A 23973-nucleotide genomic window follows, 5' to 3' on the forward strand; every position below is an offset into this window, starting at 1 on the left:
TTCCTTAGTTCAATCGCAGGTGTAGTTCTTGAACTGACGTCACTTTGCTGCGGTCGTCTGCTTGGTTAGCAGTACAGTTAGCAAATGCCGCATTCAAGGTCGTTGTATAGTTAGTTTTGTGTTGCAATGCACCACGACGTAACACCTTCGAATCTTCGATCGCTTGGCGACCTTCGGTAGTATTAACGATATAGCTATACTCGCCATTTTTGATTCTATCAAGAATGTGCGGGCGACCTTCAAATACTTTGTTTACACGACGTACTGCAATACCAGCATCTTCAAGTGCAGCGGCTGTGCCACCTGTTGCATCTAGTTCAAAACCTAGGTCTGTCATGGTTTTAGCTAGTTCAACAATACGTGGCTTATCGCTATTACGCACAGATAGTAACGCGCGGCCACCGCGTGGTAAAGTGTTGCTTGCACCTAATTGTGCTTTTGCAAAGGCTTCGGCGAATGTATCACCGACACCCATTACTTCACCAGTAGAGCGCATTTCAGGGCCACGGATAGGATCCACACCTTGGAACTTAGCAAATGGCAATACCACTTCTTTTACGCTGTAGTAAGGTGGTATCACTTCTTTAGTAATGCCTTGGCTTGCTAAAGATTGACCCGCCATACAACGTGCCGCTACTTTTGCAAGTGCCACACCGGTCGCTTTTGATACGAACGGTACCGTACGCGCTGCACGTGGGTTTACTTCGATTAAGTACACTTTGCCATCTTTAACAGCAAACTGTGTATTCATCAAACCAACAACGCCAAGCTCCAGTGCCATGTCAGTTACTTGCTTGCGCATTACGTCTTGCACTTCTTGTGATAACGAATGGGCTGGTAATGAACAGGCTGAGTCACCTGAGTGAACACCCGCTTGTTCAATGTGTTCCATGATGCCGCCGATGATCACTTGCTCGCCGTCGCAAATTGCGTCAACGTCAACTTCAATCGCGTTATCTAAGAAACGGTCAAGTAGTACTGGTGCTTCATTTGATGCAGATACGGCTTCGGTCATGTAACGACGTAAGTCTTGCTCGTCATACACGATTTCCATTGCGCGACCACCTAGTACATACGAAGGACGCACAACCAGTGGGAAACCAATTTCAGCTGATTTTAAAATCGCTTCTTCAGTTGAAGTAACAGTAGCATTTTCAGGCTGAAGCAGGTTTAAACGCTCAACAAGTTGTTGGAAACGCTCACGGTCTTCTGCACGGTCAATCGCATCTGGTGAAGTACCAATTACTGGCACGCCGTTAGCTTCAAGTTCACGGGCAAGTTTAAGTGGTGTTTGACCACCGTATTGCACGATTACACCAACAGGCTTTTCTACACGTACGATTTCAAGTACGTCTTCAAGGGTAATTGGTTCAAAGTATAAACGGTCTGACGTATCGTAGTCGGTAGAAACCGTTTCAGGGTTACAGTTAACCATGATAGTTTCGTAACCGTCTTCACGTAGTGCAAGGGCTGCGTGAACACAACAGTAATCAAATTCAATACCTTGGCCAATACGGTTAGGACCGCCACCAATAACCATGATTTTATCACGATCAGATGGGTTAGCTTCACACTCTTCATCGTACGTTGAGTACATGTATGCAGTATCAGAGCTAAACTCTGCAGCGCACGTATCAACGCGCTTGTATACTGGCACGATGTTTAATAAATGACGCTTTTTACGAATTTCAGCTTCAGACACACCGGCAATTTCAGCGATACGAGGGTCAGCAAAACCTTTACGTTTTAACTTACGAAGGAAATCAGCGCTTAAGCCAGCCATGCCCACTTCGGCAATTTTAGCTTCGTCTTTTAAGATGTCTTCAATCTGTACTAAGTACCAACGGTCAACTTTCGTTAACTGAAACACTTCTTCAACGCTCATGCCGTGACGCATTGCATCAGCAATGTACCAAATACGCTCAGCGCCTGGCTCACGTAATTCACGGATGATTTTCTCTTTCGCTTTCGGGTCGTCAAGTGCCACGATTGGGTTGAAACCCGTTGCGCCAACTTCCAGACCACGTAATGCTTTTTGTAACGACTCTTGTTGGTTACGACCAATCGCCATTACTTCGCCTACAGATTTCATTTGCGTGGTTAAACGGTCGTTTGCACCAGCAAATTTTTCAAAGTTAAAGCGAGGAATTTTTGTGACTACATAGTCGATTGATGGCTCGAACGACGCAGGTGTTTTACCACCGGTGATGTCATTTTGTAGCTCATCAAGTGTGTAGCCTACCGCTAGCTTAGCAGCGATTTTAGCAATCGGGAAACCGGTTGCTTTTGAAGCAAGTGCTGATGAACGTGATACACGTGGGTTCATCTCGATAATAACCATACGGCCGTCATCTGGATTAACACCAAACTGTACGTTTGAGCCACCTGTTTCAACACCAATTTCACGCAGTACTGCCATAGAGGCATTACGCATTAGTTGGTATTCTTTGTCAGTTAATGTTTGCGCAGGAGCAACGGTGATTGAATCGCCAGTATGAACACCCATTGGGTCAAAGTTTTCAATTGCACAAACGATAATGCAGTTGTCGTTTTTGTCACGCACAACTTCCATTTCGTACTCTTTCCAACCGATCAATGATTCATCAATCAATAGCTCGCTGGTTGGAGAAAGGTCTAAACCGCGTTCACAAATTTCTTCAAACTCTTCTAAGTTATACGCCACACCGCCGCCGGTGCCGCCCATAGTGAAAGAAGGTCGAATAATACACGGTAATCCAATGCGTGTGATGATGTCTTTTGCTTCATCCATTGAATGAGCAATTTCAGCACGCGGGCATTCTAAACCGATATTTCTCATTGCGATGTCGAAACGTTCGCGGTTTTCTGCTTTGTCGATTGCATCAGCTGTTGCGCCAATTAGCTCAACACCGTGCTTTGCCAATACACCGTGCTTGTCTAGTTCTAGCGCACAGTTTAATGCGGTTTGACCACCCATTGTAGGTAGCACTGCATCTGGCTTTTCTTTTTCAATGATTTTTTCTACCACTTCCCAATGAATTGGCTCGATGTAGGTCGCATCAGCCATATCAGGATCGGTCATAATTGTTGCAGGGTTTGAGTTAACTAAAATAACTCGATAGCCTTCTTCTCTAAGTGCTTTACACGCTTGAGCACCAGAGTAGTCAAATTCACAGGCTTGGCCGATTACAATCGGGCCTGCGCCTAGGATAAGAATGCTTTTTATGTCGGTACGTTTTGGCATTGTTACTCCGGTTTAATTAGTTGTTACGCGCTTGCATCAAATCGATGAAGTGGTCAAATAATGGGGCTGCATCGTGTGGACCTGGGCTTGCTTCAGGGTGACCTTGGAAGCTAAAAGCAGGTTTGTCGGTGCGGTGAATACCTTGCAACGTTCCGTCAAATAACGATTTATGCGTAGCACGAAGGTTATCTGGTAACGTTGTTTCATCGGCAGCAAAACCATGGTTTTGCGCAGTGATCATTACTACGTTACGGTCTAAATCTTTCACTGGGTGGTTACCACCGTGATGACCAAACTTCATTTTCACTGTTTTTGCACCCGAGGCAAGGGCTAACAATTGGTGACCTAAACAGATACCAAAAATAGGAATTTCAGTTTCTAAAAAGGCTTTAATTGCTTCAATGGCGTAAGTACACGGTTCAGGATCGCCCGGGCCATTCGATAAGAAGATACCATCTGGGTTAAGTGCTAACACGTCAGCTGCCGAGGTTTGTGCAGGTACAACGGTTAATTTACAACCACGGTCTACAAGCATACGTAGAATATTACGCTTCACACCGAAATCATAAGCAACAACGTGAAACTTTTCATCGGCTGCGTTTAGAGTTTTGAACCCTGCGCCTAATGTCCAGCTTGATTCACGCCACTCGAAATTTTCCTTGGTTGATACTACTTTCGCTAAATCCATACCTTTTAAGCCTGGGAAGGCTTGCGCAGCTGCGAGCGCTTGGTTTTCATCTAATTCGTCACCTGCAATAATACAACCGTTTTGAGCGCCTTTATCGCGCAAAATACGGGTAAGCTTACGGGTGTCGATGTCTGCAATACCTAAGATATTACGTTCTTTTAAGTAATCATCTAACGATTGCTCGTTACGGAAATTACTTGCTAGCAGTGGCAAATCACGGATCACTAGGCCTTTAGCCCAAATGTGACTCGCTTCTTCGTCTTCGCTGTTAGTACCCGTATTACCTATGTGTGGGTACGTCAAAGTTACGATTTGTTCCGCGTATGAAGGGTCAGTCAGAATTTCCTGATAACCAGTCATTGATGTATTGAATACTACTTCACCGACAGACATGCCGTCAGCGCCGATTGCAGTACCGCGAAACACTGTGCCGTCTTCTAGAACTAACAGAGCGGATTTAGTCAAGTTAACCTCCTAACAGTAAAAAACGGGAGTAAAGTCATTTGCTTTACTACCCGTTTATAGCGATTGGAAACACGCAATTATGAATTTTTGGCAAATTAGCGCTATTTTATAGTAATTTGCCTTTTAGGTCTAACCCTATTTCAATAATCAGTAAAAATAAGCCCTATAAGCCAAAAAAGCCACCAAACACCCAAAAAAGTAACTAAACTACTTCAAGTCGAGGACATCTTGCATGTCATAAAGTCCTGCAGGCTTATTTTTCAACCAGCCCGCAGCTCTTACTGCGCCTAATGCAAAGGTCATTCGAGAACTTGCTTTATGAGTTAATTCAAGCCTTTCGCCAGAAGTTGCGAAATATGCGGTATGTTCACCAACTATATCTCCGCCTCGGAGCACCGAATAACCAATTTCATTTTGCGATTTTTCTGTTTCTACTCGGCTGCGATCAAATACCGCAACCTCATCATGCACCCACCCTTTTGCATCGGCAATTGCCTCACCAATGGCAAGTGCAGTGCCTGATGGCGCATCTATTTTATGGCGATGATGCGCTTCAAAAATTTCGATATCTAAATCATCACCAAATTTAGTGGCGGCGGTTTGCACTAAATTCAACAGTAAATTTACGCCTACGCTGTAATTTCGCGCAAACACAATTGGAATCTGCTTGGCAGCCGTTTGTAACGCCAGCATATCGTCGTCATTTAAACCGGTGGTGCCAATCACCATCGGGATATTTTGTGCAACAGCTGTTTTTAAATGCTCACGCATACCCGCTGGGAGCGTAAAATCAATCAGTACGTCGGTATTGTCAACGTTGCGTTCATCACTAAAATTAATTGTCGCAGGTGCTGCGCTATTTAATTGATTAACGGCAATATTTAATAAGGGAGAACTGCTGCGTACATAGGCTGCACTAAGCTCGGTATGATTATTTTTGTGAGCGGCTTCAATTAATGCCAACCCCATTCTTCCGTTTGCGCCAAATACGCCTATTCGATTCATATTAATAACCTATGCATTTTTGAGTTGGCTAGATTTTATCTAAAACTCGTGTAATAGTCAGGTAAGCCTTTTAAAAAATAATAATAACAGATACCCATAGACTTTAGCCATCTATACATTTAAACTTCTTTCTTTGCGCCGATTTGGTCTTTGGCTTGCGGGCGCTGTTGAGGTACTTATCATTGTGGTAGGTATGACAACTAAATTCAGCTAAAAGAGGGATGTTTTGGCTGTGTTAGTTGTGCAAGAAGTTATCTAACGAGGAATATGATGCAGCCATCATTTAATAAAACAACAGCAAAACTATCTTTGCTCCCCCTATTAACCTTTGTGGCCTTATTTTTAGGTGCTGGTTTATACCTGCAATCACAAGGGGTCGATTACGCTTTTTATCAGCTCCCTGCCCCTGTTGCTATTTTACCGGCGATTATGCTGGCGTTTATGTTAAATAAGAACACCATTAACCACAGTGTAGAAACCTTTATAAAAGGTGCCGGTCACAACAACATCATTACCATGTGCTTAATTTATTTACTTGCTGGGGCATTTTCTGCCGTCGCAGGTGCAACAGGCGGCGTGGATGCGGTTGTTAACGCCGGTTTATCACTTATTCCACCAGCATTACTTTTACCGGGCTTATTTTTAATTGCAGCGGTAGTTTCTACGGCCATGGGTACTTCAATGGGTACTATCGGAGCGATTGGCCCGATTGCGTATGCGGTCTCTATTAAAACCGGTATTGATCCAGCATTAATGGCCGGTACGATTGTGTCAGGTGCGATGTTTGGCGATAACTTATCAATTATTTCTGATACCACCATTGCTGCAACGCGTACCCAAGGCTGTGAGATGAAAGATAAATTCCGTGAGAATTTAAAAATCGCATTGCCAGCAGCTATCCTCACTATTGGTTTATTATTCTTTTTAACTCCTGCGGCTCAAGCAGTAGAAACTAAAGATTACGATATTCTATTAGTACTACCTTATGCATTTATTTTAGTACTAGCGGTGATGGGCTTTAATGTATTTGTGGTGCTGTTCAGCGGTATTATATTTGCGGCACTGATGGGCTTTACTGGCAGTTATGAAGGTGCCAGCTTTGTAAAAGACATTTATAAGGGCTTTACTGATATGCAAGAAATATTCTTGCTGTCGATGTTTATTGGTGGCTTATCAGAGTTTATTCGCATTAACGGTGGCCTTGATTATATCGCGCAAAAGATTCAAGCCATTACTAAAGTCATTGCAAAATGGCACAGAAAAGTGGCAGATCAACTTGGTATTGCCGCGTTAGTTATGACCAGCAACGTATGTATAGCGAATAATACCGTGTCGATTATTGTTGCCGGTCCTATCGCCAAAAAACTTGCCGATGATGGTGAGATCAGCGGTAAGCGTTCAGCAAGCTTACTGGATATTTTCGCCTGTGTTACGCAAGGATCTCTCCCTTATGGTGCACAAGCGTTACTACTTGGCGCAACATTTAAAATTAGCCCGTGGCAAGTATCAACCTCATCTTACTACTGCTTTATATTGGCATTTACTGCTATAGCTGTAATTTGCCTACGCCGAAATAAGGCATAAATACTTAAGCAGATGCGCTCACGTTTGGGCGTATCTGCTATACTTTGCACTTTACTCCCCATTAAACATATAGTTATGAATATAAAATCAACATTATCTTTATTCGCCCTTTGTGCAGTTAGTACATCTAGCTTTGCTGCAAATTGGAGCGCAACGCAACTACATTTAAACTACGGCGATTTTAAAAACCCATTTACTGAACAAGAAGCAGGTACATCAATCGCTTCACTGCAACACGCCTCTGGCTATGACTATGGTGATAACTTTTTCTTCATAGATTACATTAATGATAATGTTGATGATGGCTATCAAGACCGTGACTTTTATGGCGAATGGTATTCAACTTTTAGCCTTTCTAAAATAACCGGTAATGACTTTTCGTTTGGCGCTATTGCTGACGTTGGATTAACAGCGGGCTTTAACGCCGCAGGTGATGCTAAGGTATTGAAGTATTTACCCGGTGTTAAAGTAAATTGGCAAGCGCCAGGATTTAGTTTTTTATCAACCCTAGTTACGGCCTATATAGATGATAACGAGGGTGTTGCGCGTGGCGGCGCGCCTATTGAAACTAACAGCTGGATGCTAGATGTTGCATGGGGTTACCCGTTTTCGATTGGTTCACAAAAATTTAATATAACTGGCCATGTTGAATATATTGCTGAGCGCGAAAATGAATTTGGTGAAGATGTTAAGGCGTGGATCTTAGCGCAGCCTATCATTACTTGGGACTTGGGTAATGCCATCAGCATGAAAGAAAACACCTTACTACTTGGCCTTGAGTGGCAATATTGGCACAACAAGCTAGGGACCGATACCACTGAGTCGGTACCGCAATTTCATGTTGAGTGGACGTTTTAATAGTTAGCGAGAATAATAAAGCGCGATATCAATTGTATTGCGCTTTTTTTACTTACCATGAACACAGATCACGTTAGCTTTATTTCATAAACACCTAAACGCTGCTGTTGCTGATTAGCAAGGAAGATTGATGTCTCTTTTTGATAATATTTAAATTGTGCGCCTGCGCGTTGCACAACCTTTATACTCGCTAAGTTTTCCTCTAAACAACAAAACTCAATCACTTTTGCATGACTATTATTTTTTATATAAGGCACTATTTTAGTAAGCACTTGATTCATGGCTCTTTGCCCGCGTGCAAAATCAGCTAACCAATAACCGCATTCAGCACCCTTACTGTCAGGATCAATGTGTTTAATACCAAATACACCGCTTAAGCGATCCTCTATATATACCGCAAACCACTGAGAACCTGCTTTACCGCTGTGTAGTCGTTCATATATATAACGTTTAGTTGAATTAACATCTATTACGTAATCCACCCAAGGTAAAAATTGACTCAGATTTTCCCGACTATCGGCGATAACTTGGTAAAGTTCAACTGCGTGACTAATATCTAATGGCTTTAAAGTTATTGAATCTGAAATCACCAGTTCCATTTAGTCAGCCTCAACTACTTTTGCTAAACGCATATGTAGCAGCGGAAACGGCTTTCCTTGACCATCTAATTCAGAGCGCCCTATTTGCTCAAACCCTCTACTTAAATAAAAACCATGGGCTTTAGGGTTTTGCTCGTTAACATCAACATGAGTTGCCGCTAAATTATCAATCGCGTAATTAATTAAGAACGTGCCAACCCCCTTCGCAAAGAAAGTCGGCTCAACAAACAGCATTTCAATATTGCCGCCAGCAACGCCAATAAACCCAATTATTTTTCCACTGTTGTCTTTACAACAAAAAAGACTAACAGCATCAAAATAATGTGCCAAAATCAATGGTTTCAGTTCATCTATGTGTTGTTGGGTTAAAAAGTCATGGGTATGAGAAACGCAAGCCTCCCAGATCTCAATTAAAGAGGCGTAATCTTTTTGCTCGGCGGATTTAATAAGCATTGTTAGTTCCTTTGAATATTAAAATAACCATCATCAGTTTTGCAAAAATATTGTAGCGGAGTTGGGCAACAGCTCCGAGGCTAAATCAACAAAAAGCAGCGTAAACGCTGCTTTTATAGTACTTACATTTTAGTCTCTAACTTTGCGTTAAATAAAACGCTTAATAATAAAATCAACTTTGACACGCTTGGCTTGCCCCAGCAATTTTTTAACCGCTGGCGGGTAATCGTCCATGGTTTCTAAATCTTCGGCACCGTTTAAACGACGACAGTGTTGTAATATCTCGGCTCTTTCATTGTCGATTGCTGGCATGAGACTTTGCTCAGGATCTTCTAATAAAATGCCATTTTCGATATCTAATCCCCAGGCACGAGGATTTAAATTATGACCACTCAATAAATGATATTTACGATCAGCACAAATACCTTTCAAATGAAATGAGTTACTTTCATGCTGCCACAAATACACATTTAAATTACCGTTAATAATATGGCGCTTTTGCGATTTTAAAAATTTATGCAAAATCGTTTCATACAAGTATGGCAAAGCACCTATTTTACTAAATGGTTCACTTGGTGGCAGGTAAAAATCATTCGCCGTTTTATCGCCTACTACGATTGTTACTTGCTTGCCCTGTTTTAGTAAGCGGCGCAAGGAACGCATTAACGGTGCAGGAAAATTAAAGTATGGGGTATACAGCACTAACTCTTGCTCGGTGGCATCAAATAAGGATTTGATCACACGATTAAGCTCGTTATTACGTCGTCCCAGTCCTAAAAATAGTCGCACGCCAAGTGCTTGCTCATTTTGCTCCACACTGTGAGCGTAGTTAGCTTGCTTTAATGAACGCATCAATTGTTTTTGTGCGATTTTAATATCATTAAACTTTGTTAAAGGCCGCACATCAATACGTGGAACGGCTTCAGAACTCAACAATTCATGTTCAATAAAGTCAATCACAGAATCACATAGTGAGGCCTGCTCGACTAAAAAATAGCGATCTAACCGGTAGCGCTCTTGATACTGCAAATACACATTATTTAAACTCGCACCGCTGTAAAGCAGCGTATCATCAATTACAAAACCTTTTAAATGCAGCACCCCAAAAAGTTCTTTTGCTTTTACTGGTACGCCAAAAATTTGTACATTTGATTGATATTTTTCTTGATATTCACAATATAAACTGGCGTTACCATCTGACTTTGCCGCACCAATTAAACCGCGTTGGGCACGATGAAAGTCAACCAACACTTTTACATCTAATGCGGGGTTTGCTAATGAAGCCTGATGTAACGCTGCTAACACTTCACGCCCTGCTTCATCATCTTGCAGATAAAGTGTCGTAATATAAATACGTGTTTTTGCCTGCGCAATCAGTGCTAGTAAATGCGTGCGATATTCTTGTGCATTGGTTAAGACGTTAACGTCTTTTGAAGTCAACCCGTACGCGGGTTTTTCCTGCCAAAATAACATAATTGCCTATTCACTTAGGTCACCCTTAATCAGGGTCACAAATCAAAATTAGTTAAAACATATCAAAAAAACACAGTTTGGTCATGAATTAACGTCGCATGCGGAGTTAATACTGAATTAATAGCTCAGATATCATACAAATCGTACACTTATCATGATTCTAGTACACAATATTTGACAGCTTTGTGATTTAGAAAAAAAAATAATCGCCGCTTTTATTTACTTCCCTCTTGTTTCTCTTAAAATCGAGCGCATTAATACGCTATTAAACGTTTAGGATATAAAAACATGAGTGAAGTAAAACATTGTAAGTTGCTAATTTTAGGATCTGGACCTGCGGGTTACACTGCAGCAGTTTACGCAGCACGCGCAAATTTAAACCCGGTATTGATCACCGGTATGCAACAAGGCGGTCAACTTACAACAACGACTGAAGTTGAAAACTGGCCGGGCGATGCTCACGGTTTAACAGGTCCAGCATTAATGGATCGTATGAAAGAGCATGCCGAGCGTTTTGAAACTGAAATTGTCTTTGATCACATACACACTGTTGATGTATCTAAGCGCCCTTTCACGCTAACTGGCGACCAAGGTACTTACACGTGTGATGCGCTGATCATTGCAACGGGTGCATCTGCTAAGTACTTGGGCCTAGAGTCTGAAACTAACTTCCAAGGCCGTGGTGTGTCAGCATGTGCAACCTGTGATGGTTTTTTCTATAAAGGTCAAAAAGTTGCGGTTGTTGGCGGTGGTAATACCGCGGTTGAAGAAGCGCTTTATTTATCGAACATTGCTGATGAAGTACATGTAATTCACCGTCGTGATAGCTTCCGCAGTGAAAAAATCTTAGCCGATCGCCTCGCTGAAAAAGCAGCAAACGGTAACGTAGTCATGCATTATAACCGTACGCTTGATGAAGTACTGGGCGACCAAATGGGTGTTACCGGTGTTCGTATCAAGGATGCAAACTCAGAAGCCACTGAAGAAATTGATTTAGCGGGCGTATTTATTGCAATTGGTCATAAACCAAATACTGATATGTTTGTTGGCCAACTTGAAATGAAAGATGGCTACTTAGTGGTTGAGTCAGGCCTAAACGGCAATGCAACACAAACAAGTGTACCAGGTGTTTTTGCTGCAGGTGATGTGTCTGATCATATCTACCGTCAAGCAATCACTTCTGCTGGTACTGGCTGTATGGCAGCACTTGATGCTGAGCGTTTCTTAGATAACCTATAAGTTTACACAACATATAGTAAGGGCTGAATTTTCAGCCCTTTTTTTTGGCCAAAAATTATAAAGGCTCATCCAACACCGAAAAGTACTCATTGCAGTCGCATCAACATTCACCACGCTTATACTCGGAATCAATCATATTTATACAATTAATGGCTTAGGTGCGATAGGATCTAAGTTCGAGCAATGAATATCGTCAAAGTATAGTAAGTAAAACTAGCTATAATTATAGTTAGGCAGAAAAGCTTTATTCATTTAGGCATTACTAGAGACTGTAAAATCAGTTAAAATGCTTAACTTCATATCAAGTAAAATACCGAGAGTTTTCTATGAGTTTGTATACAAAATATATGGAAGAAATCCAAACCCGTAAAACGGAGCTTGGATTAAACCCACAACCAATCGATAGCGCTGAACTAGTATCAGAAATCATTAATCAAATTAAAGATACTAATAACGAGCACCGTAAAGATTCACTGCATTTCTTTATTTTTAATACATTACCAGGAACAACCAGTGCTGCGGGCGTTAAAGCACAGTTTCTAAAAGAAATTATTTTGGGTGAAGAGCAAGTTGCAGAGATCACTCCAGAATTCGCATTTGAACTGCTTTCACACATGAAAGGCGGCCCGTCAATTGAAATGCTAATTGATTTAGTATTTGCTGATGACGCAACAATCGCAGCACAAGCGGCTGAAGTACTTAAGACTCAAGTATTCTTATACGATGCAGATATGGCTCGCATAAAAGCGGCATACGAAGCAGGCAATGCAATTGCTAAAGAATTACTAGAGAGCTTCGCACAAGCTGAATTCTTCACAAAATTACCTGACATCGAAGAAAAAATCGATGTAGTAACCTATATCGCCGGTGAAGGCGACATCTCAACTGATTTACTGTCTCCAGGTAACCAAGCACATTCACGCGCTGACCGTGAACTACACGGTAAATGCATGATCACTGAAGAAGCACAGCAAGAAATTGTTGCGCTTCAAAAGAAACACCCTAACGCTAAAGTAATGCTTATTGCTGAAAAAGGCACGATGGGCGTTGGTTCATCTCGTATGTCTGGTGTGAATAACGTAGCACTTTGGGCGGGTAAACAAGCAAGCCCATACGTTCCTTTCATCAATATTGCACCTGTTGTTGCAGGTACCAATGGTATTGCGCCAATCTTCTTAACAACCGTTGATGTAACTGGCGGTATTGGTCTTGACCTTAAAAACTGGGTTAAAAAAGTAGACGCAAACGGCAATACAGTGACTGATGACAATGGTGATGCAGTGCTTGAAGAAGCGTACTCTGTTGCTACCGGTACTGTGTTAACAATCAATACTAAAGAGAAAAAGCTTTATAACGGTGATAAAGAACTTGTTGATATTTCATCAGCATTCACACCGCAAAAAGTTGAATTCATGAGAGCCGGTGGTTCTTACGCTGTTGTATTCGGTAAAAAACTACAAACGTTTGCTGCTGAAACACTCGGCATTGAAACTCCACTTGTGTATGCACCTTCAAAAGAAATTTCACATGAAGGCCAAGGCTTAACAGCGGTTGAAAAAATCTTTAACCGTAATGCAGTAGGTGTACTATCAGATACGCCACTTCACGCAGGCTCAAATGTTCGCGTTAAAGTGAACATCGTTGGTTCGCAAGATACAACCGGCCCAATGACAGCACAAGAATTAGAAGCCATGGCTGCTTCTACGATTTCACCTCTTGTTGATGGTGCATATCAGTCTGGTTGTCACACTGCATCTGTATGGGATAGCAAAGCGCAAGCAAACATTCCTAAACTAATGGCGTTCATGAATAAGTTTGGTTTGATCACTGCACGTGACCCGAAAGGCGTTTATCATGCAATGACTGACGTTATTCACAAAGTATTGAACGACATTACTATTGATGACCGCGCAATCATCATCGGTGGTGACTCGCATACACGTATGTCTAAAGGTGTTGCCTTTGGTGCCGACTCGGGTACGGTTGCTGTTGCACTTGCAACGGGTGAATCAGCTATGCCAATTCCTGATTCAGTTAAAGTGACGTTTAAAGGCAAAATGGCTAAGCACATGGATTTCCGCGACGTTGTACATGCAACGCAAGCGCAAATGCTTAAGCAATTTGGTGGCGAAAACGTGTTCCAAGGTCGCATCATTGAAGTGCATATTGGTACTCTTATGGCTGACCAAGCGTTTACCTTCACTGACTGGACTGCAGAGATGAAAGCGAAAGCATCAATCTGTATTTCAAATGATGAAACGTTAATTAAGTCAATTGAACTTGCTAAGTCACGTATCCAAATCATGATCAACAAAGGGATGGATAACGAGGCGCAAACGCTACAAGGTCTAATCGACTTAGCCGACAAGCGTATTGCAGGTATTCAATCTGGTGAAGAGCCAGCACTTTCTCCAGACGATAATGCTAAATACCACGCAGAAGTTGTGGTTGATTTAGACCAAATCGTTGAGCCAATGATTGCCGATCCAGATGTAAATAACGATGATGTTTCTAAGCGTTATACTCACGATGTGATCCGCCCTGTTTCTTTTTACAACGACAAGCCTGTTGATTTAGCTTTTGTTGGTTCGTGTATGGTTCATAAAGGCGATATGAAAATTATTGCTCACATGCTACGTAACCTTGAGAAGAAAAACGGTTCTATCTCATTCAAAGCGCCATTGGTCGTTGCGCCACCAACATATAACATTGTTGATGAGCTTAAAGCGGAAGGCGATTGGGATATCCTTGCTAAATACGCAGGGTTTGAATTTGACGATGCAAAACCAAAAACGGCTGCACGTACTAAGTATGAAAATATCTTATACCTAGAACGCCCTGGTTGTAACCTATGTATGGGTAACCAAGAAAAAGCTGAACCTGGTGACACTGTTATCGCAACGTCAACACGTCTGTTCCAAGGCCGTGTAGTAGCTGATACATCTGAGAAAAAAGGTGAGTCACTACTGGGTTCAACGCCAGTTGTAGTACTTTCTTCTGTTCTTGGTCGTTTCCCGACTATCGAAGAGTATAAGTCTGCAGTTGAAGGTATTGACCTTACATCGTTTGTACCTGTTGAAGAAGCGATGACAACTAAGTTCAACGCAGGTCAAGCAGTACCCGTAAAAGTGGTTAGCTAATTCGATTAGTTAATGGTTCAATTAAGCGCGTTTTTTAACGCGCTTTTTTTATGCCTACAATTTGCCTATCATAAGTAAGCGCTGTACGAGGGGATGGATAACACAATAATTTGTGGTTTGTGAATTTAAAGCAACAGGTTACACTTTATCTTGACCATTCAGTTATTCAATCGGTGTTATGACTAAACAACTTTATCAACTCGCTAAAAGCCACTTTGCTTTTCCTGATCCCACCCATGCATTAGATGATCCAGATGGTTTACTTGCCATTGGTGGATGCTTATCTGTAACGCGATTAAAAAATGCCTATCGCTACGGTATTTTTCCATGGTTTAGTGAATACGAGCCAATTATGTGGTGGTCGCCAAGTATGCGCGGCATCATTGAACTCGATGAATTTCATATTAGCCGAAGCTTACGCAAGCATCTGAAAAAAAATCCGGTTAAAGTGACTATTAATACCGAATTTACTCAGGTGATTGAAGCCTGTCGCCAACAACGCTTAGAAACCGATGGCACCTGGATCACAAAAAAAATGCTCAACGCTTATAAAGATGCACATAAAGCAGGCTTAGCGCATAGTTTAGAAATCTGGTCAGACGACAAACTTGTTGGTGGCTTGTACGGTATTATGCAGCATGGCGTATTTTGCGGCGAATCAATGTTCCATCATCAAGCTAATTGTTCAAAATTAGCCATGTGGGCATTGGTCAATTGGTTGAAACGTCACCATGCGCATTTTATTGACTGTCAGCTTGAGAATCCTTATTTAGTCACTTTAGGTGAAAAAGTGCTACCGCGCTCAGAATTTTTAACTAAACTAAAACAAGCAGAAGAGTTTATTATTCCAACAACAATGTGGCAACCTCAGGAGCTTATCGCTATTTATGACTGAACACTTACCTGCTCGTTTAGGTTTAAGCCAACAATTTGATTGTAGCTACCTAGCCGATCGCCAAGAGCAATTATTAGTCATTTTGGATCCAAGTTGTTATACCCCGGGCAAATTTGAGCAATTACTGGCCCTCGGTTTTCGCCGTAGTGGTGACCAAATTTACCGACCACACTGCCCTGTTTGCAGCGCATGTAAGTCTGTGCGTGTATTAGCTAAGGCATTTTTACCGACAAAATCACAAAAACGTAAACTTAATAAAGCAAAAAATGCCTTTAGTGTGAAATATTCAGACCAACAACGCCCTGAATACTTTCCGTTATACAGTAAATACATTACCGAGCGTCACCAAGACGGTTCTATGTACCCACCAGAACAAAGTCAGTTCAACAGCTTTATATTTTGTCACTGGTTACCAATTACTTTTATTGAATTATGGGACCAAGAGAAACTGGTTGCAGTGGCAGTAACTGATTGTATGCACAACGCTGTTTCTGCTATTTACACTTTTTTTGATCCTGATTATGAGCACTTCAGTGTGGGCACAATTATGATTTTAGAGCAGCTCAAATTCGCCAAACAATATGATAAAGAATTTGTCTATTTAGGTTATCAAATTGATGAATGTGCAAAAATGCGTTACAAAACCCAATTTTTACCTGCCCAAAATAGGGTTGCAGACCAGTGGCTGGCTATTTAATTTACAAAAATGCCTACTGCGGCTTTACTTATTGGTGTATTTTCGGCAGAATCTGCATCGTTTAACTATTAAAGAGGTGTTACGCTAAACATGGCGAAAGAAGACGTAATCGAAATGCAAGGGACGGTCCTTGATACTTTACCAAATACAATGTTCCGAGTTGAGCTTGAAAATGGTCACGTAGTTGTGGCTCACATTTCAGGTAAAATGCGTAAAAACTATATCCGCATTTTAACCGGCGATAAAGTTACCGTAGAAATGACCCCATACGATTTATCAAAAGGTCGCATCGTATTCCGTGCTCGCTAAGTTAGTGCGTTAACGAAATATCAAGTTTTTAGCTAAGTTGTCTGAGTAACTTAGTTACTTTCTACATTAGCTTGAAGCGTTTATTAAATGTAATTGATAGCTAAACTAACAATTACATTTAATAAACAAAAAGCCCAGCAATTGCTGGGCTTTTTGTTTTCTATTTAACGCTGCAATTATGCAGGTGTTAAATTCGTTTCATAATCAAAACGTAATTTTTTATCTTTGATAGACACTTTCACTGTGCCACCGTCGATAAGTTGCCCAAATAAGATCTCGTTTGCCAGCGGCTTTTTCAATTGCTCTTGGATCACGCGGCCCATTGGACGTGCGCCCATAGCTTTATCGTAGCCTTTATCTGCCAACCATTCCCGCGCTTTGTTAGTAAGCTCAAGATTAACTGACTTTTTATCCAGCTGCGCTTGTAGCTCAACAATAAATTTATCAACAACCAGTAAAGTTACATCACGATCAAGGTGGTTAAACCAAATGATGTTATCTAGGCGGTTTCTAAATTCTGGCGAAAATACTTTATTGATTTCGCTCATCGCATCATGAGAATGATCTTGATCAGTAAAGCCTATTGATTTACGTACTGTTTCTTGTACGCCCGCATTAGTAGTCATCACCACCACAACGTTTCTAAAGTCAGCTTTACGGCCGTTATTATCGGTCAGCGTGCCATGATCCATCACTTGCAGTAAGATATTGTAAATATCTGAGTGAGCTTTCTCAATCTCATCCAGTAATACAACCGAATGTGGATTTTTAATCACAGCCTCAGTTAACAAACCACCTTGTTCAAAACCAACGTAGCCTGGAGGCGCACCAATTAAACGGCTTACCGCGTGGCGCTCAACATACTCAGACATATCAAAACGGATAAACTCAACACCCATACATTTTGCAAGCTGTTTAGTTACCTCCGTTTTACCTACACCCGTTGGTCCTGCAAACAAAAACGAACCGACTGGTTTATCTTCATTTGATAAGCCTGAACGTGATAAGCGAATGGCCGAGGTTAGTGCATCGATTGATTGATCTTGGCCAAATACCAACATCTTCAAGTTACGATCAAGATTTTTAAGAGTCTCTTTATCGCTTGATGACACACTTTGCTGCGGAATACGCGCCATTTTTGCCACGATCAATTCGATATCTGCCACACCAATGGTTTTTTTGCGTTTAGAGATCGGTTGTAATCGTTGGCTAGCACCCGCTTCATCAATAACATCAATGGCTTTATCAGGTAAGTGACGCTCATTAATGTACTTAGCACTGAGCTCTGCGGCCGCTTTTAACGCTTTTTGCGTATAGCGAATGCCATGATGCTCTTCGTAACGTTCTTTTAAACCATTAAGTATTTTAGTGGTATCAGCGACACTTGGTTCAAGTACATCAATTTTCTGAAAACGGCGCACTAACGCACGGTCTTTTTCAAAGATATTTTTATACTCGTTATAGGTAGTTGAGCCCATACAACGTAACTTACCGCTCGAAAGCAGTGGTTTAAGCAGGTTAGATGCGTCCATAACGCCACCAGAGGCTGCGCCGGCACCAATTATTGTATGGATCTCATCAATAAACAAAATAGCGCCAGGTTTCGCCTGAAGCTCTTTTAGTAATGCTTTAAAGCGCTTTTCAAAATCACCGCGGTATTTAGTACCAGCAAGTAATGCCCCCATATCTAACGAGTACACCACAGCATCGGCAATCACTTCGGGTACTTGTTCATGCACTATGCGATACGCTAGACCTTCAGCAATAGCGGTTTTACCTACCCCAGCTTCGCCAACTAATAACGGATTATTCTTTTTACGACGACACAGTACTTGCACCGTGCGTTCTACTTCACTATCACGGCCCACCAATGGGTCGATATTCCCTTCACGGGCGAGTACATTCAAATTAGACGTGAAGTTTTCTAATTTACTTGGCTCTTCGCCTTGAACGGCTTGTACTTCTTCATTGATGTCATCAGCATCCTCACCGCCCATGTCATCGTCTGCTTTAGAGATACCATGAGATATAAAGTTCACAATATCTAGTCGCGAGATATCAGCTTTTTTCAGCAAGTAAACCGCTTGGCTTTCTTGTTCTGAAAAAATGGCAACCAGCACATTGACGCCTGTTACTTCGTTTTTACCCGATGATTGCACATGAAATACTGCGCGTTGCAATACCCGCTGAAAACCAAGTGTTGGTTGAGTTTCACGTTCTTCTTCTAAATCAGGAATGACTGGAGTGGTCTCATTAATAAACTCTGATAGCTCAGCTTTTAATGCTGCCATATCAATCCCGCAGGCGTGTAGCGCTTCTCCAGCCGATGGATTATCAAGTAGGGCAAGTAATAGGTGCTCTACAGTCATAAATTCATGGCGACGTGTACGCGCTTCGCGAAACGCCGCGTTTAAAGTTAGTTCTAAATCTTTGTTTAGCATTAGCAACCCCTTACTGAGATAATATTTTTATACCGTTGTGATGGGTATTTTGATCACCCTACCTTGGTATTATTCCTGCTCACAACTACATAGCAGTGGATGCTCGTTATCTCGTGCATAACGGTTAACTTGTTCAACTTTGGTATACGCTACATCTGCGGTATAAACACCGCAAATTGCGCGACCATTTTGATGAACTTGCAGCATCACATCTGTTGCTCTATCGCTATCCATATTAAAAAACGTCGTTAGTACTTCTATCACAAAGTCCATTGGCGTGTAATCATCATTATTTAAAATGACTTTGTATTTTCGCGGTGGTTGCAGTTTTTGCTTCTCACTATCGCGAACCGTATCTAAAACACCTGAATCTTTCATGCCACTCATAATTAAATATAGTCTTGTCTTTGGAACTCAAGCAAACTTGAATAAAAAATAAATTAAATGTTAAAAAAATAGTTTAAAACACTTGACTGATCGGCGAAATAAACTACAGTCAGTTGTAGATTGATTAAACCTTAGTCAGTCTATCAAACTATACGGTTTAGAATAACTAAATTAGTCAACTTATAGAAGGATGTAGAAGTATGGCTTGTGGTAAAGTCAAATGGTTCAATAATGCCAAAGGTTTTGGTTTCATCGTAGAAGACGGCTGCGAGAATGATATATTCGCCCATTACTCAACGATTGTAATGGACGGTTATAAAACACTTAAAGCTGGTCAAGATGTAACATTCGAATTGCAGCAAGGCCCTAAAGGCATGCATGCGACTAATATAGCGCCTAACGAAGAGTTAGTGTAGTTGTTTAGACGTTCGACTAAAGCGAGCGACCTGTAAAGATCCTCGCTTAATTCCTCTAAACTATTTAATCTCAATTAAATTTTACATTCAGATTCAAAGCTGGCATTTCTAATCTATTAGAAATTAAACGTACAGAATGAACAAAAACTGTCCTTCCTCTTGAAATTCTTTTTTAATACCCCCATGTTATATTTGTTATTAGCCCTTTGTTATATTTGTTATTAGCCCTTTGTTGCCAAGCTTGTTACACTCTTAGGTGCTTAAAAGCAGCCTCAAAAGGCCCTTTAAACACTAATAATTAGGCTAATGGCTAATTTACTTAGTTTATAAATAACATAAAATTAAATACAGTTCGTCAGGTGTGATTATTTAATCAACAGTATTAACACCTAACTGACTGATCATTGTCACGTCGTGCACGCATGATGGCGATGATATTTCTTTGCATTGTTGAATATGGCTCTTACGCCTACTATCTAGGAATGATGATGACATCAAAAATTATCTACACTAAAACAGACGAAGCTCCGGCACTAGCAACATACTCTTTGCTGCCGATCATCCAAGCATACACTAATGCCGCAGGCGTTGAAGTTGAAACACGTGACATCTCTTTAGCGGGTCGTGTTATTGCTAACTTCTCTGAGTATTTAACTGAAGAACAACGTATTGGTGATGCGCTTGCTGAATTAGGCGAGCTGGCTAAAAAACCTGAAGCAAACATCATTAAATTACCAAATATCAGTGCATCAGTTCCACAATTACGTGCTGTTATCAAAGAATTACAAGCAAAAGGTTACGCACTGCCAGACTACCCTGCTGAACCTAAAACAGATGAAGAAAAAGCAATTCAAGCAACTTACGACAAAATCAAAGGTAGTGCTGTAAACCCAGTATTACGTGAAGGTAACTCTGATCGTCGTGCTCCTGGCTCTGTAAAAGAATATGCACGTAACAACCCACATTCAATGGGTGCATGGAGCAAAGATTCTGCTTCAAATGTTGCGAGCATGAGCGAAGGCGATTTCTTTGGCTCTGAGCAATCAGTAACGCTTGATACTGCTACTGATGTACGTATTGAGCACGTTGCTGAAAATGGCGACGTATCTGTTCTTAAAGCAAGCACGCCATTACTTGCTGGTGAAGTGATTGACGCATCTTCAATCAGTATTACGAAACTACAAGCTTTCTTAGCGGCTGAAATCGATGCTGCAAAAGAAAAAGGCATTCTGTTTTCATTACATATGAAAGCAACCATGATGAAAGTATCTGATCCAATCATCTTTGGTCATGCGGTAAAAGTATTCTATAAAGACGTTTTTGCTAAGCACGGCGCTTTATTTGCTGAGCTAGGTGTTGATGTTAATAATGGTCTTGGTGATGTTTACGCTAAAATCCAAACATTAGACGATGCTAAACGCGCTGAAATCGAAGCTGATATTGACGCTGTATACGCTACACGCCCTGCAATTGCGATGGTTGATTCTGATCGTGGTATCACTAACTTACACGTACCAAGTGATGTGATCATCGATGCGTCTATGCCTGCTGCAATTCGTTCAAGCGGTCAAATGTGGAACAGTGAAGGTAAATTACAAGATACTAGCTTTGTCATTCCTGATCGTTGTTACTCTGGTGTTTATCAAGCAACAATTGATTTCTGTAAAGAACACGGTGCATTTGATCCAACCACTATGGGTAGCGTTCCTAACGTTGGCCTAATGGCACAAAAAGCTGAAGAATATGGTTCACACGACAAAACCTTTGAAGCACCAGCAAATGGTGTGATCCGCGTTGTTGATAGTGCTGACAACGTATTGCTACAACACACTGTTGAGCAAGGCGATGTATGGCGCATGTGCCAAGTTAAAGATGCACCAATTCAAGATTGGGTAAAATTAGCTGTAAACCGTGCACGCGCTACCGGTAACCCTGCTATTTTCTGGCTTGACGAAAACCGTGCGCACGATGCACAGTTAATCAAGAAAGTTAACGCATACTTGCCAGACCACGATACATCGGGCCTTGATATTCAAATACTTGCACCACTTGAAGCAACCTTATTCTCTCTTGCACGCATTAAAGATGGCCTAGATACTATTTCAGTAACAGGTAACGTATTACGTGATTACCTAACTGATTTATTCCCAATTCTTGAGCTTGGTACGAGTGCAAAAATGCTTTCAATCGTACCACTTATGAATGGCGGCGGTTTATTTGAAACTGGCGCGGGTGGTTCAGCACCGAAGCACGTTCAACAATTCGAAAAAGAAAACCACTTACGTTGGGATTCGTTAGGTGAGTTTTTAGCACTTGCGGCATCACTTGAGCACCTAGCTGTCAATACTGGTAACAACAAAGCACAAGTGCTTGCTGATACCCTTGATAAAGCAACAGGTACTTTCCTTGCTGAAAACAAATCACCGTCTCGTAAAGTGAAAGAAATTGATAACCGTGGTTCTCACTTCTTCCTATCTTTATTCTGGGCGCAAGAGCTTGCCAAGCAAAACGATGACAGTGAACTTAAAGCACAGTTCACACAAATCGCCAGTGATTTAGAAACCAACAAAGAACAAATCGTTAACGAACTTAACGATGCACAAGGCCCAGCTGTAAACATCGGTGGTTATTTCCAACCAAATGATGATGCAGCATTTAAAGCAATGCGCCCTAGCACAACATTTAACGATATCTTAGCTAAACTAGTATAAGTATCGATTTAAATTTAAAAGGCGCTCACTGTTAAAGTGAGCGCCTTTTTTGTGGTTTTTAAATAATGTTTTATTTTTCACTGATACAAAAAGCAAAAAGGCCGCAAATGCAGCCTTTAAATTGTTCAAGTTACTAAGCCGAACGTAGTTACTTAGTATATGCGCGAGGCATATCTGAGTCAGTAGTATAACGCTTACGGAGTTTATCTTGGCGTGCTTCAGTTGAAACTTCTTCGCCGTTAATAAACATTTTAGTTACGTGACTAGTAAAATCAAATGGGTCATCGTTCCACATCACTAAGTCAGCAGCTTTACCTACCGCCACACTACCGGCATTAATTCCAAATACATCAGCAACATTCGCTGTTATCGCTTTTAATGCACCCGCTTGTGTCATGCCATAAGAAACCGCATTACCCGCGTCAAAACGCAATTGATAAACATTGTGACTGGCATCGCCTGCGATCGACAACAACACCTTTACGCCTGCTTTTTCGAGTTTGCCTGCATTATCTAAACTCGCATGTAGCGAATCAAAACTGCCTGGCAAGCTCTCCATAGAACTTACAATGACTGGAACATTTGCTTGCGCTAATTGCTCTTTTACAACCACGGCATCTTGTGCGCCTGCAATCACTAAATTAAGTGAAAACTGTTGTTTTACTTTGATTAGCTCAATAATATCTGCGGCGCGAGAAGCCGTTACTAATAGTGGCATTTCACCCGCTAATACTTTATCGAGCACTTTATCTTCAGTGCTTGGTACAGCATCGTCTTTTTTATCTTTTTTGCTGGCTTTTTGTTGATGTGCTGCTAACTTATCAATCAAGTTTTTCAGCGACATTGCGCGCGAGCCTTTGCTTTTCTCACCTAAATTAACTACCAGCGCGACTTGCGTTTGCTTAACACTGTCAAACTCACCGCTTAAATCAACTACGCTGGCAAGGCCTGCAAAAATACTTTCTCCGCCATGTGGGGTGATCACATCACGGGTGATGCCACCTTTACGTGCATACGGGATCAAGCTTGAGTGAGCATTAAATGCTAGGCTTGGATCAAAATCGATCCCCGCTTTATCATCGCCAGCATCGCGAGAGCCAGCAACAGCGCCCACTTCAACTAGACCTAACTGATTCATGCTGCCAATAAAGCCAGCTGTAACAATTTGCCCTTTGGCATCAATAATCGTATCAGCTTCGACTGTTGCAGGATTAATAGCAATAATTTTGCCTTCATCCATGATGATGCTAGCGCCTTGTAAAATACCTTGCTCAGTTGAGGTATGAACAGTGGCGTTGATGATCGCGACTGATTGGGCGTTCACCGCAGTACTTGCTAACAAACCAGCAGCAACTAGCGAGAGTGAAAATGAATGTGTTAATTTTGTCAT

General features: G+C 41.5%; 18 protein-coding genes. 9 read left to right on the forward strand and 9 right to left on the reverse strand.

From position 1 onward, the window contains the following. Positions 1–4: 4 nt before the first annotated feature. From carB to dapB, 3 genes are all read right to left on the reverse strand, one after another. A complete protein-coding gene (carB, locus tag H5182_RS01260) occupies positions 5–3223 on the reverse strand; it encodes a carbamoyl-phosphate synthase large subunit (protein ID WP_145233084.1) in 3219 nt (1072 codons plus the stop codon). A gap of 16 nt (positions 3224–3239) precedes the next feature. Then, positions 3240–4376, reverse strand: a complete 1137-nt coding sequence (gene carA, locus H5182_RS01265) for a glutamine-hydrolyzing carbamoyl-phosphate synthase small subunit (protein WP_145233083.1) — start codon at positions 4374–4376, stop codon at positions 3240–3242. Positions 4377–4583: 207 nt separating this feature from the next. Further along, entirely contained in the window at positions 4584–5381 is a 798-nt protein-coding gene (gene dapB, locus H5182_RS01270) for a 4-hydroxy-tetrahydrodipicolinate reductase (RefSeq protein ID WP_145233082.1), read from the reverse strand. A 270-nt stretch (positions 5382–5651) separates the two neighbouring features. Here dapB and H5182_RS01275 point away from each other — a divergent pair, with 270 nt between their 5' ends. Both H5182_RS01275 and H5182_RS01280 read left to right on the forward strand, forming a co-directional pair. Next, positions 5652–6965, forward strand: coding sequence for a Na+/H+ antiporter NhaC family protein (locus H5182_RS01275; protein ID WP_145233394.1), 1314 nt, complete (start codon positions 5652–5654; stop codon positions 6963–6965). A gap of 75 nt (positions 6966–7040) precedes the next feature. Continuing rightward, the gene (locus tag H5182_RS01280) at positions 7041–7823 is read left to right on the forward strand and encodes a nucleoside-binding protein (protein ID WP_182759366.1); all 783 of its coding nucleotides are present in this window, start codon (positions 7041–7043) and stop codon (positions 7821–7823) included. Positions 7824–7891: 68 nt separating this feature from the next. On the opposite strand, the gene H5182_RS01285 is transcribed toward H5182_RS01280, so the two are convergent. From H5182_RS01285 to pssA, 3 genes are all read right to left on the reverse strand, one after another. Next, complete coding sequence (locus tag H5182_RS01285) at positions 7892–8422, reverse strand: GNAT family N-acetyltransferase (RefSeq protein WP_182734301.1); 531 nt, start codon at positions 8420–8422, stop codon at positions 7892–7894. Continuing rightward, positions 8423–8875, reverse strand: a complete 453-nt coding sequence (locus tag H5182_RS01290; protein WP_149982340.1) for a GNAT family N-acetyltransferase — start codon at positions 8873–8875, stop codon at positions 8423–8425. Between the two features lie 147 nt (positions 8876–9022). Next, a complete protein-coding gene (pssA, locus tag H5182_RS01295) occupies positions 9023–10348 on the reverse strand; it encodes a CDP-diacylglycerol--serine O-phosphatidyltransferase (RefSeq protein ID WP_149982341.1) in 1326 nt (441 codons plus the stop codon). Positions 10349–10636: 288 nt separating this feature from the next. On the opposite strand from pssA, the gene trxB reads away from it, so the two are divergent. From trxB to infA, 5 genes are all read left to right on the forward strand, one after another. Further along, on the forward strand, positions 10637–11587 hold the full coding sequence (trxB, locus tag H5182_RS01300) for a thioredoxin-disulfide reductase (RefSeq protein ID WP_138562378.1): 951 nt from the start codon (positions 10637–10639) through the stop codon (positions 11585–11587). A gap of 326 nt (positions 11588–11913) precedes the next feature. After that, positions 11914–14727, forward strand: coding sequence for a bifunctional aconitate hydratase 2/2-methylisocitrate dehydratase (locus H5182_RS01305; RefSeq protein ID WP_182717360.1), 2814 nt, complete (start codon positions 11914–11916; stop codon positions 14725–14727). A gap of 178 nt (positions 14728–14905) precedes the next feature. Further along, entirely contained in the window at positions 14906–15622 is a 717-nt protein-coding gene (gene aat / locus H5182_RS01310) for a leucyl/phenylalanyl-tRNA--protein transferase (RefSeq protein ID WP_145233076.1), read from the forward strand. Further along, on the forward strand, positions 15615–16319 hold the full coding sequence (locus tag H5182_RS01315; RefSeq protein ID WP_145233075.1) for an arginyltransferase: 705 nt from the start codon (positions 15615–15617) through the stop codon (positions 16317–16319). The genes aat and H5182_RS01315 overlap by 8 nt, the downstream gene beginning before the upstream one ends. Before the next feature lie 90 nt (positions 16320–16409). Next, positions 16410–16628 carry a translation initiation factor IF-1 gene (gene infA / locus H5182_RS01320; RefSeq protein ID WP_002962494.1) on the forward strand — a complete coding sequence of 73 codons (219 nt, stop codon included), beginning with the start codon at positions 16410–16412 and terminating at the stop codon, positions 16626–16628. Between the two features lie 176 nt (positions 16629–16804). Here the strand turns inward: infA and clpA are convergent, their stop codons facing one another. Both clpA and clpS read right to left on the reverse strand, forming a co-directional pair. Next, the gene (clpA, locus tag H5182_RS01325) at positions 16805–19069 is read right to left on the reverse strand and encodes an ATP-dependent Clp protease ATP-binding subunit ClpA (RefSeq protein WP_182759367.1); all 2265 of its coding nucleotides are present in this window, start codon (positions 19067–19069) and stop codon (positions 16805–16807) included. Positions 19070–19138: 69 nt separating this feature from the next. After that, positions 19139–19447 (reverse strand): ATP-dependent Clp protease adapter ClpS, encoded by a 309-nt coding sequence (gene clpS, locus H5182_RS01330; RefSeq protein ID WP_179959204.1) that lies wholly within the window; start codon positions 19445–19447, stop codon positions 19139–19141. Between the two features lie 209 nt (positions 19448–19656). Between clpS and cspD the strand changes: the two genes are divergently transcribed. Further along, on the forward strand, positions 19657–19872 hold the full coding sequence (cspD, locus tag H5182_RS01335) for a cold shock domain-containing protein CspD (RefSeq protein ID WP_054204685.1): 216 nt from the start codon (positions 19657–19659) through the stop codon (positions 19870–19872). A 488-nt stretch (positions 19873–20360) separates the two neighbouring features. Then, on the forward strand, positions 20361–22583 hold the full coding sequence (locus H5182_RS01340) for an NADP-dependent isocitrate dehydrogenase (protein WP_145233392.1): 2223 nt from the start codon (positions 20361–20363) through the stop codon (positions 22581–22583). Between the two features lie 148 nt (positions 22584–22731). Here H5182_RS01340 and H5182_RS01345 read toward each other — a convergent pair whose 3' ends face one another. Then, positions 22732–23973, reverse strand: coding sequence for an amidohydrolase family protein (locus H5182_RS01345; RefSeq protein ID WP_145233072.1), 1242 nt, complete (start codon positions 23971–23973; stop codon positions 22732–22734).

The organism is Pseudoalteromonas sp. SG44-17, assembly GCF_014164235.1.
GTDB lineage: Bacteria > Pseudomonadota > Gammaproteobacteria > Enterobacterales > Alteromonadaceae > Pseudoalteromonas > Pseudoalteromonas rhizosphaerae.

Excerpts from the sequence above, each read along its gene's own strand:
- H5182_RS01275 (WP_145233394.1), top strand. The coding sequence starts at position 5,652 with ATGCAGCCATCATTTAATAAAACAACAGCAAAACTATCTTTGCTCCCC.
- aat (WP_145233076.1), top strand. The coding sequence starts at position 14,906 with ATGACTAAACAACTTTATCAACTCGCTAAAAGCCACTTTGCTTTTCCT.
- trxB (WP_138562378.1), top strand. The coding sequence starts at position 10,637 with ATGAGTGAAGTAAAACATTGTAAGTTGCTAATTTTAGGATCTGGACCT.
- H5182_RS01280 (WP_182759366.1), top strand. The coding sequence starts at position 7,041 with ATGAATATAAAATCAACATTATCTTTATTCGCCCTTTGTGCAGTTAGT.
- dapB (WP_145233082.1), bottom strand. The coding sequence starts at position 5,381 with ATGAATCGAATAGGCGTATTTGGCGCAAACGGAAGAATGGGGTTGGCA.
- H5182_RS01305 (WP_182717360.1), top strand. The coding sequence starts at position 11,914 with ATGAGTTTGTATACAAAATATATGGAAGAAATCCAAACCCGTAAAACG.
- H5182_RS01345 (WP_145233072.1), bottom strand. The coding sequence starts at position 23,973 with ATGACAAAATTAACACATTCATTTTCACTCTCGCTAGTTGCTGCTGGT.
- H5182_RS01340 (WP_145233392.1), top strand. The coding sequence starts at position 20,361 with ATGACATCAAAAATTATCTACACTAAAACAGACGAAGCTCCGGCACTA.
- H5182_RS01290 (WP_149982340.1), bottom strand. The coding sequence starts at position 8,875 with ATGCTTATTAAATCCGCCGAGCAAAAAGATTACGCCTCTTTAATTGAG.
- clpS (WP_179959204.1), bottom strand. The coding sequence starts at position 19,447 with ATGAAAGATTCAGGTGTTTTAGATACGGTTCGCGATAGTGAGAAGCAA.
- carB (WP_145233084.1), bottom strand. The coding sequence starts at position 3,223 with ATGCCAAAACGTACCGACATAAAAAGCATTCTTATCCTAGGCGCAGGC.
- H5182_RS01315 (WP_145233075.1), top strand. The coding sequence starts at position 15,615 with ATGACTGAACACTTACCTGCTCGTTTAGGTTTAAGCCAACAATTTGAT.
- H5182_RS01285 (WP_182734301.1), bottom strand. The coding sequence starts at position 8,422 with ATGGAACTGGTGATTTCAGATTCAATAACTTTAAAGCCATTAGATATT.
- pssA (WP_149982341.1), bottom strand. The coding sequence starts at position 10,348 with ATGTTATTTTGGCAGGAAAAACCCGCGTACGGGTTGACTTCAAAAGAC.
- clpA (WP_182759367.1), bottom strand. The coding sequence starts at position 19,069 with ATGCTAAACAAAGATTTAGAACTAACTTTAAACGCGGCGTTTCGCGAA.
- cspD (WP_054204685.1), top strand. The coding sequence starts at position 19,657 with ATGGCTTGTGGTAAAGTCAAATGGTTCAATAATGCCAAAGGTTTTGGT.
- infA (WP_002962494.1), top strand. The coding sequence starts at position 16,410 with ATGGCGAAAGAAGACGTAATCGAAATGCAAGGGACGGTCCTTGATACT.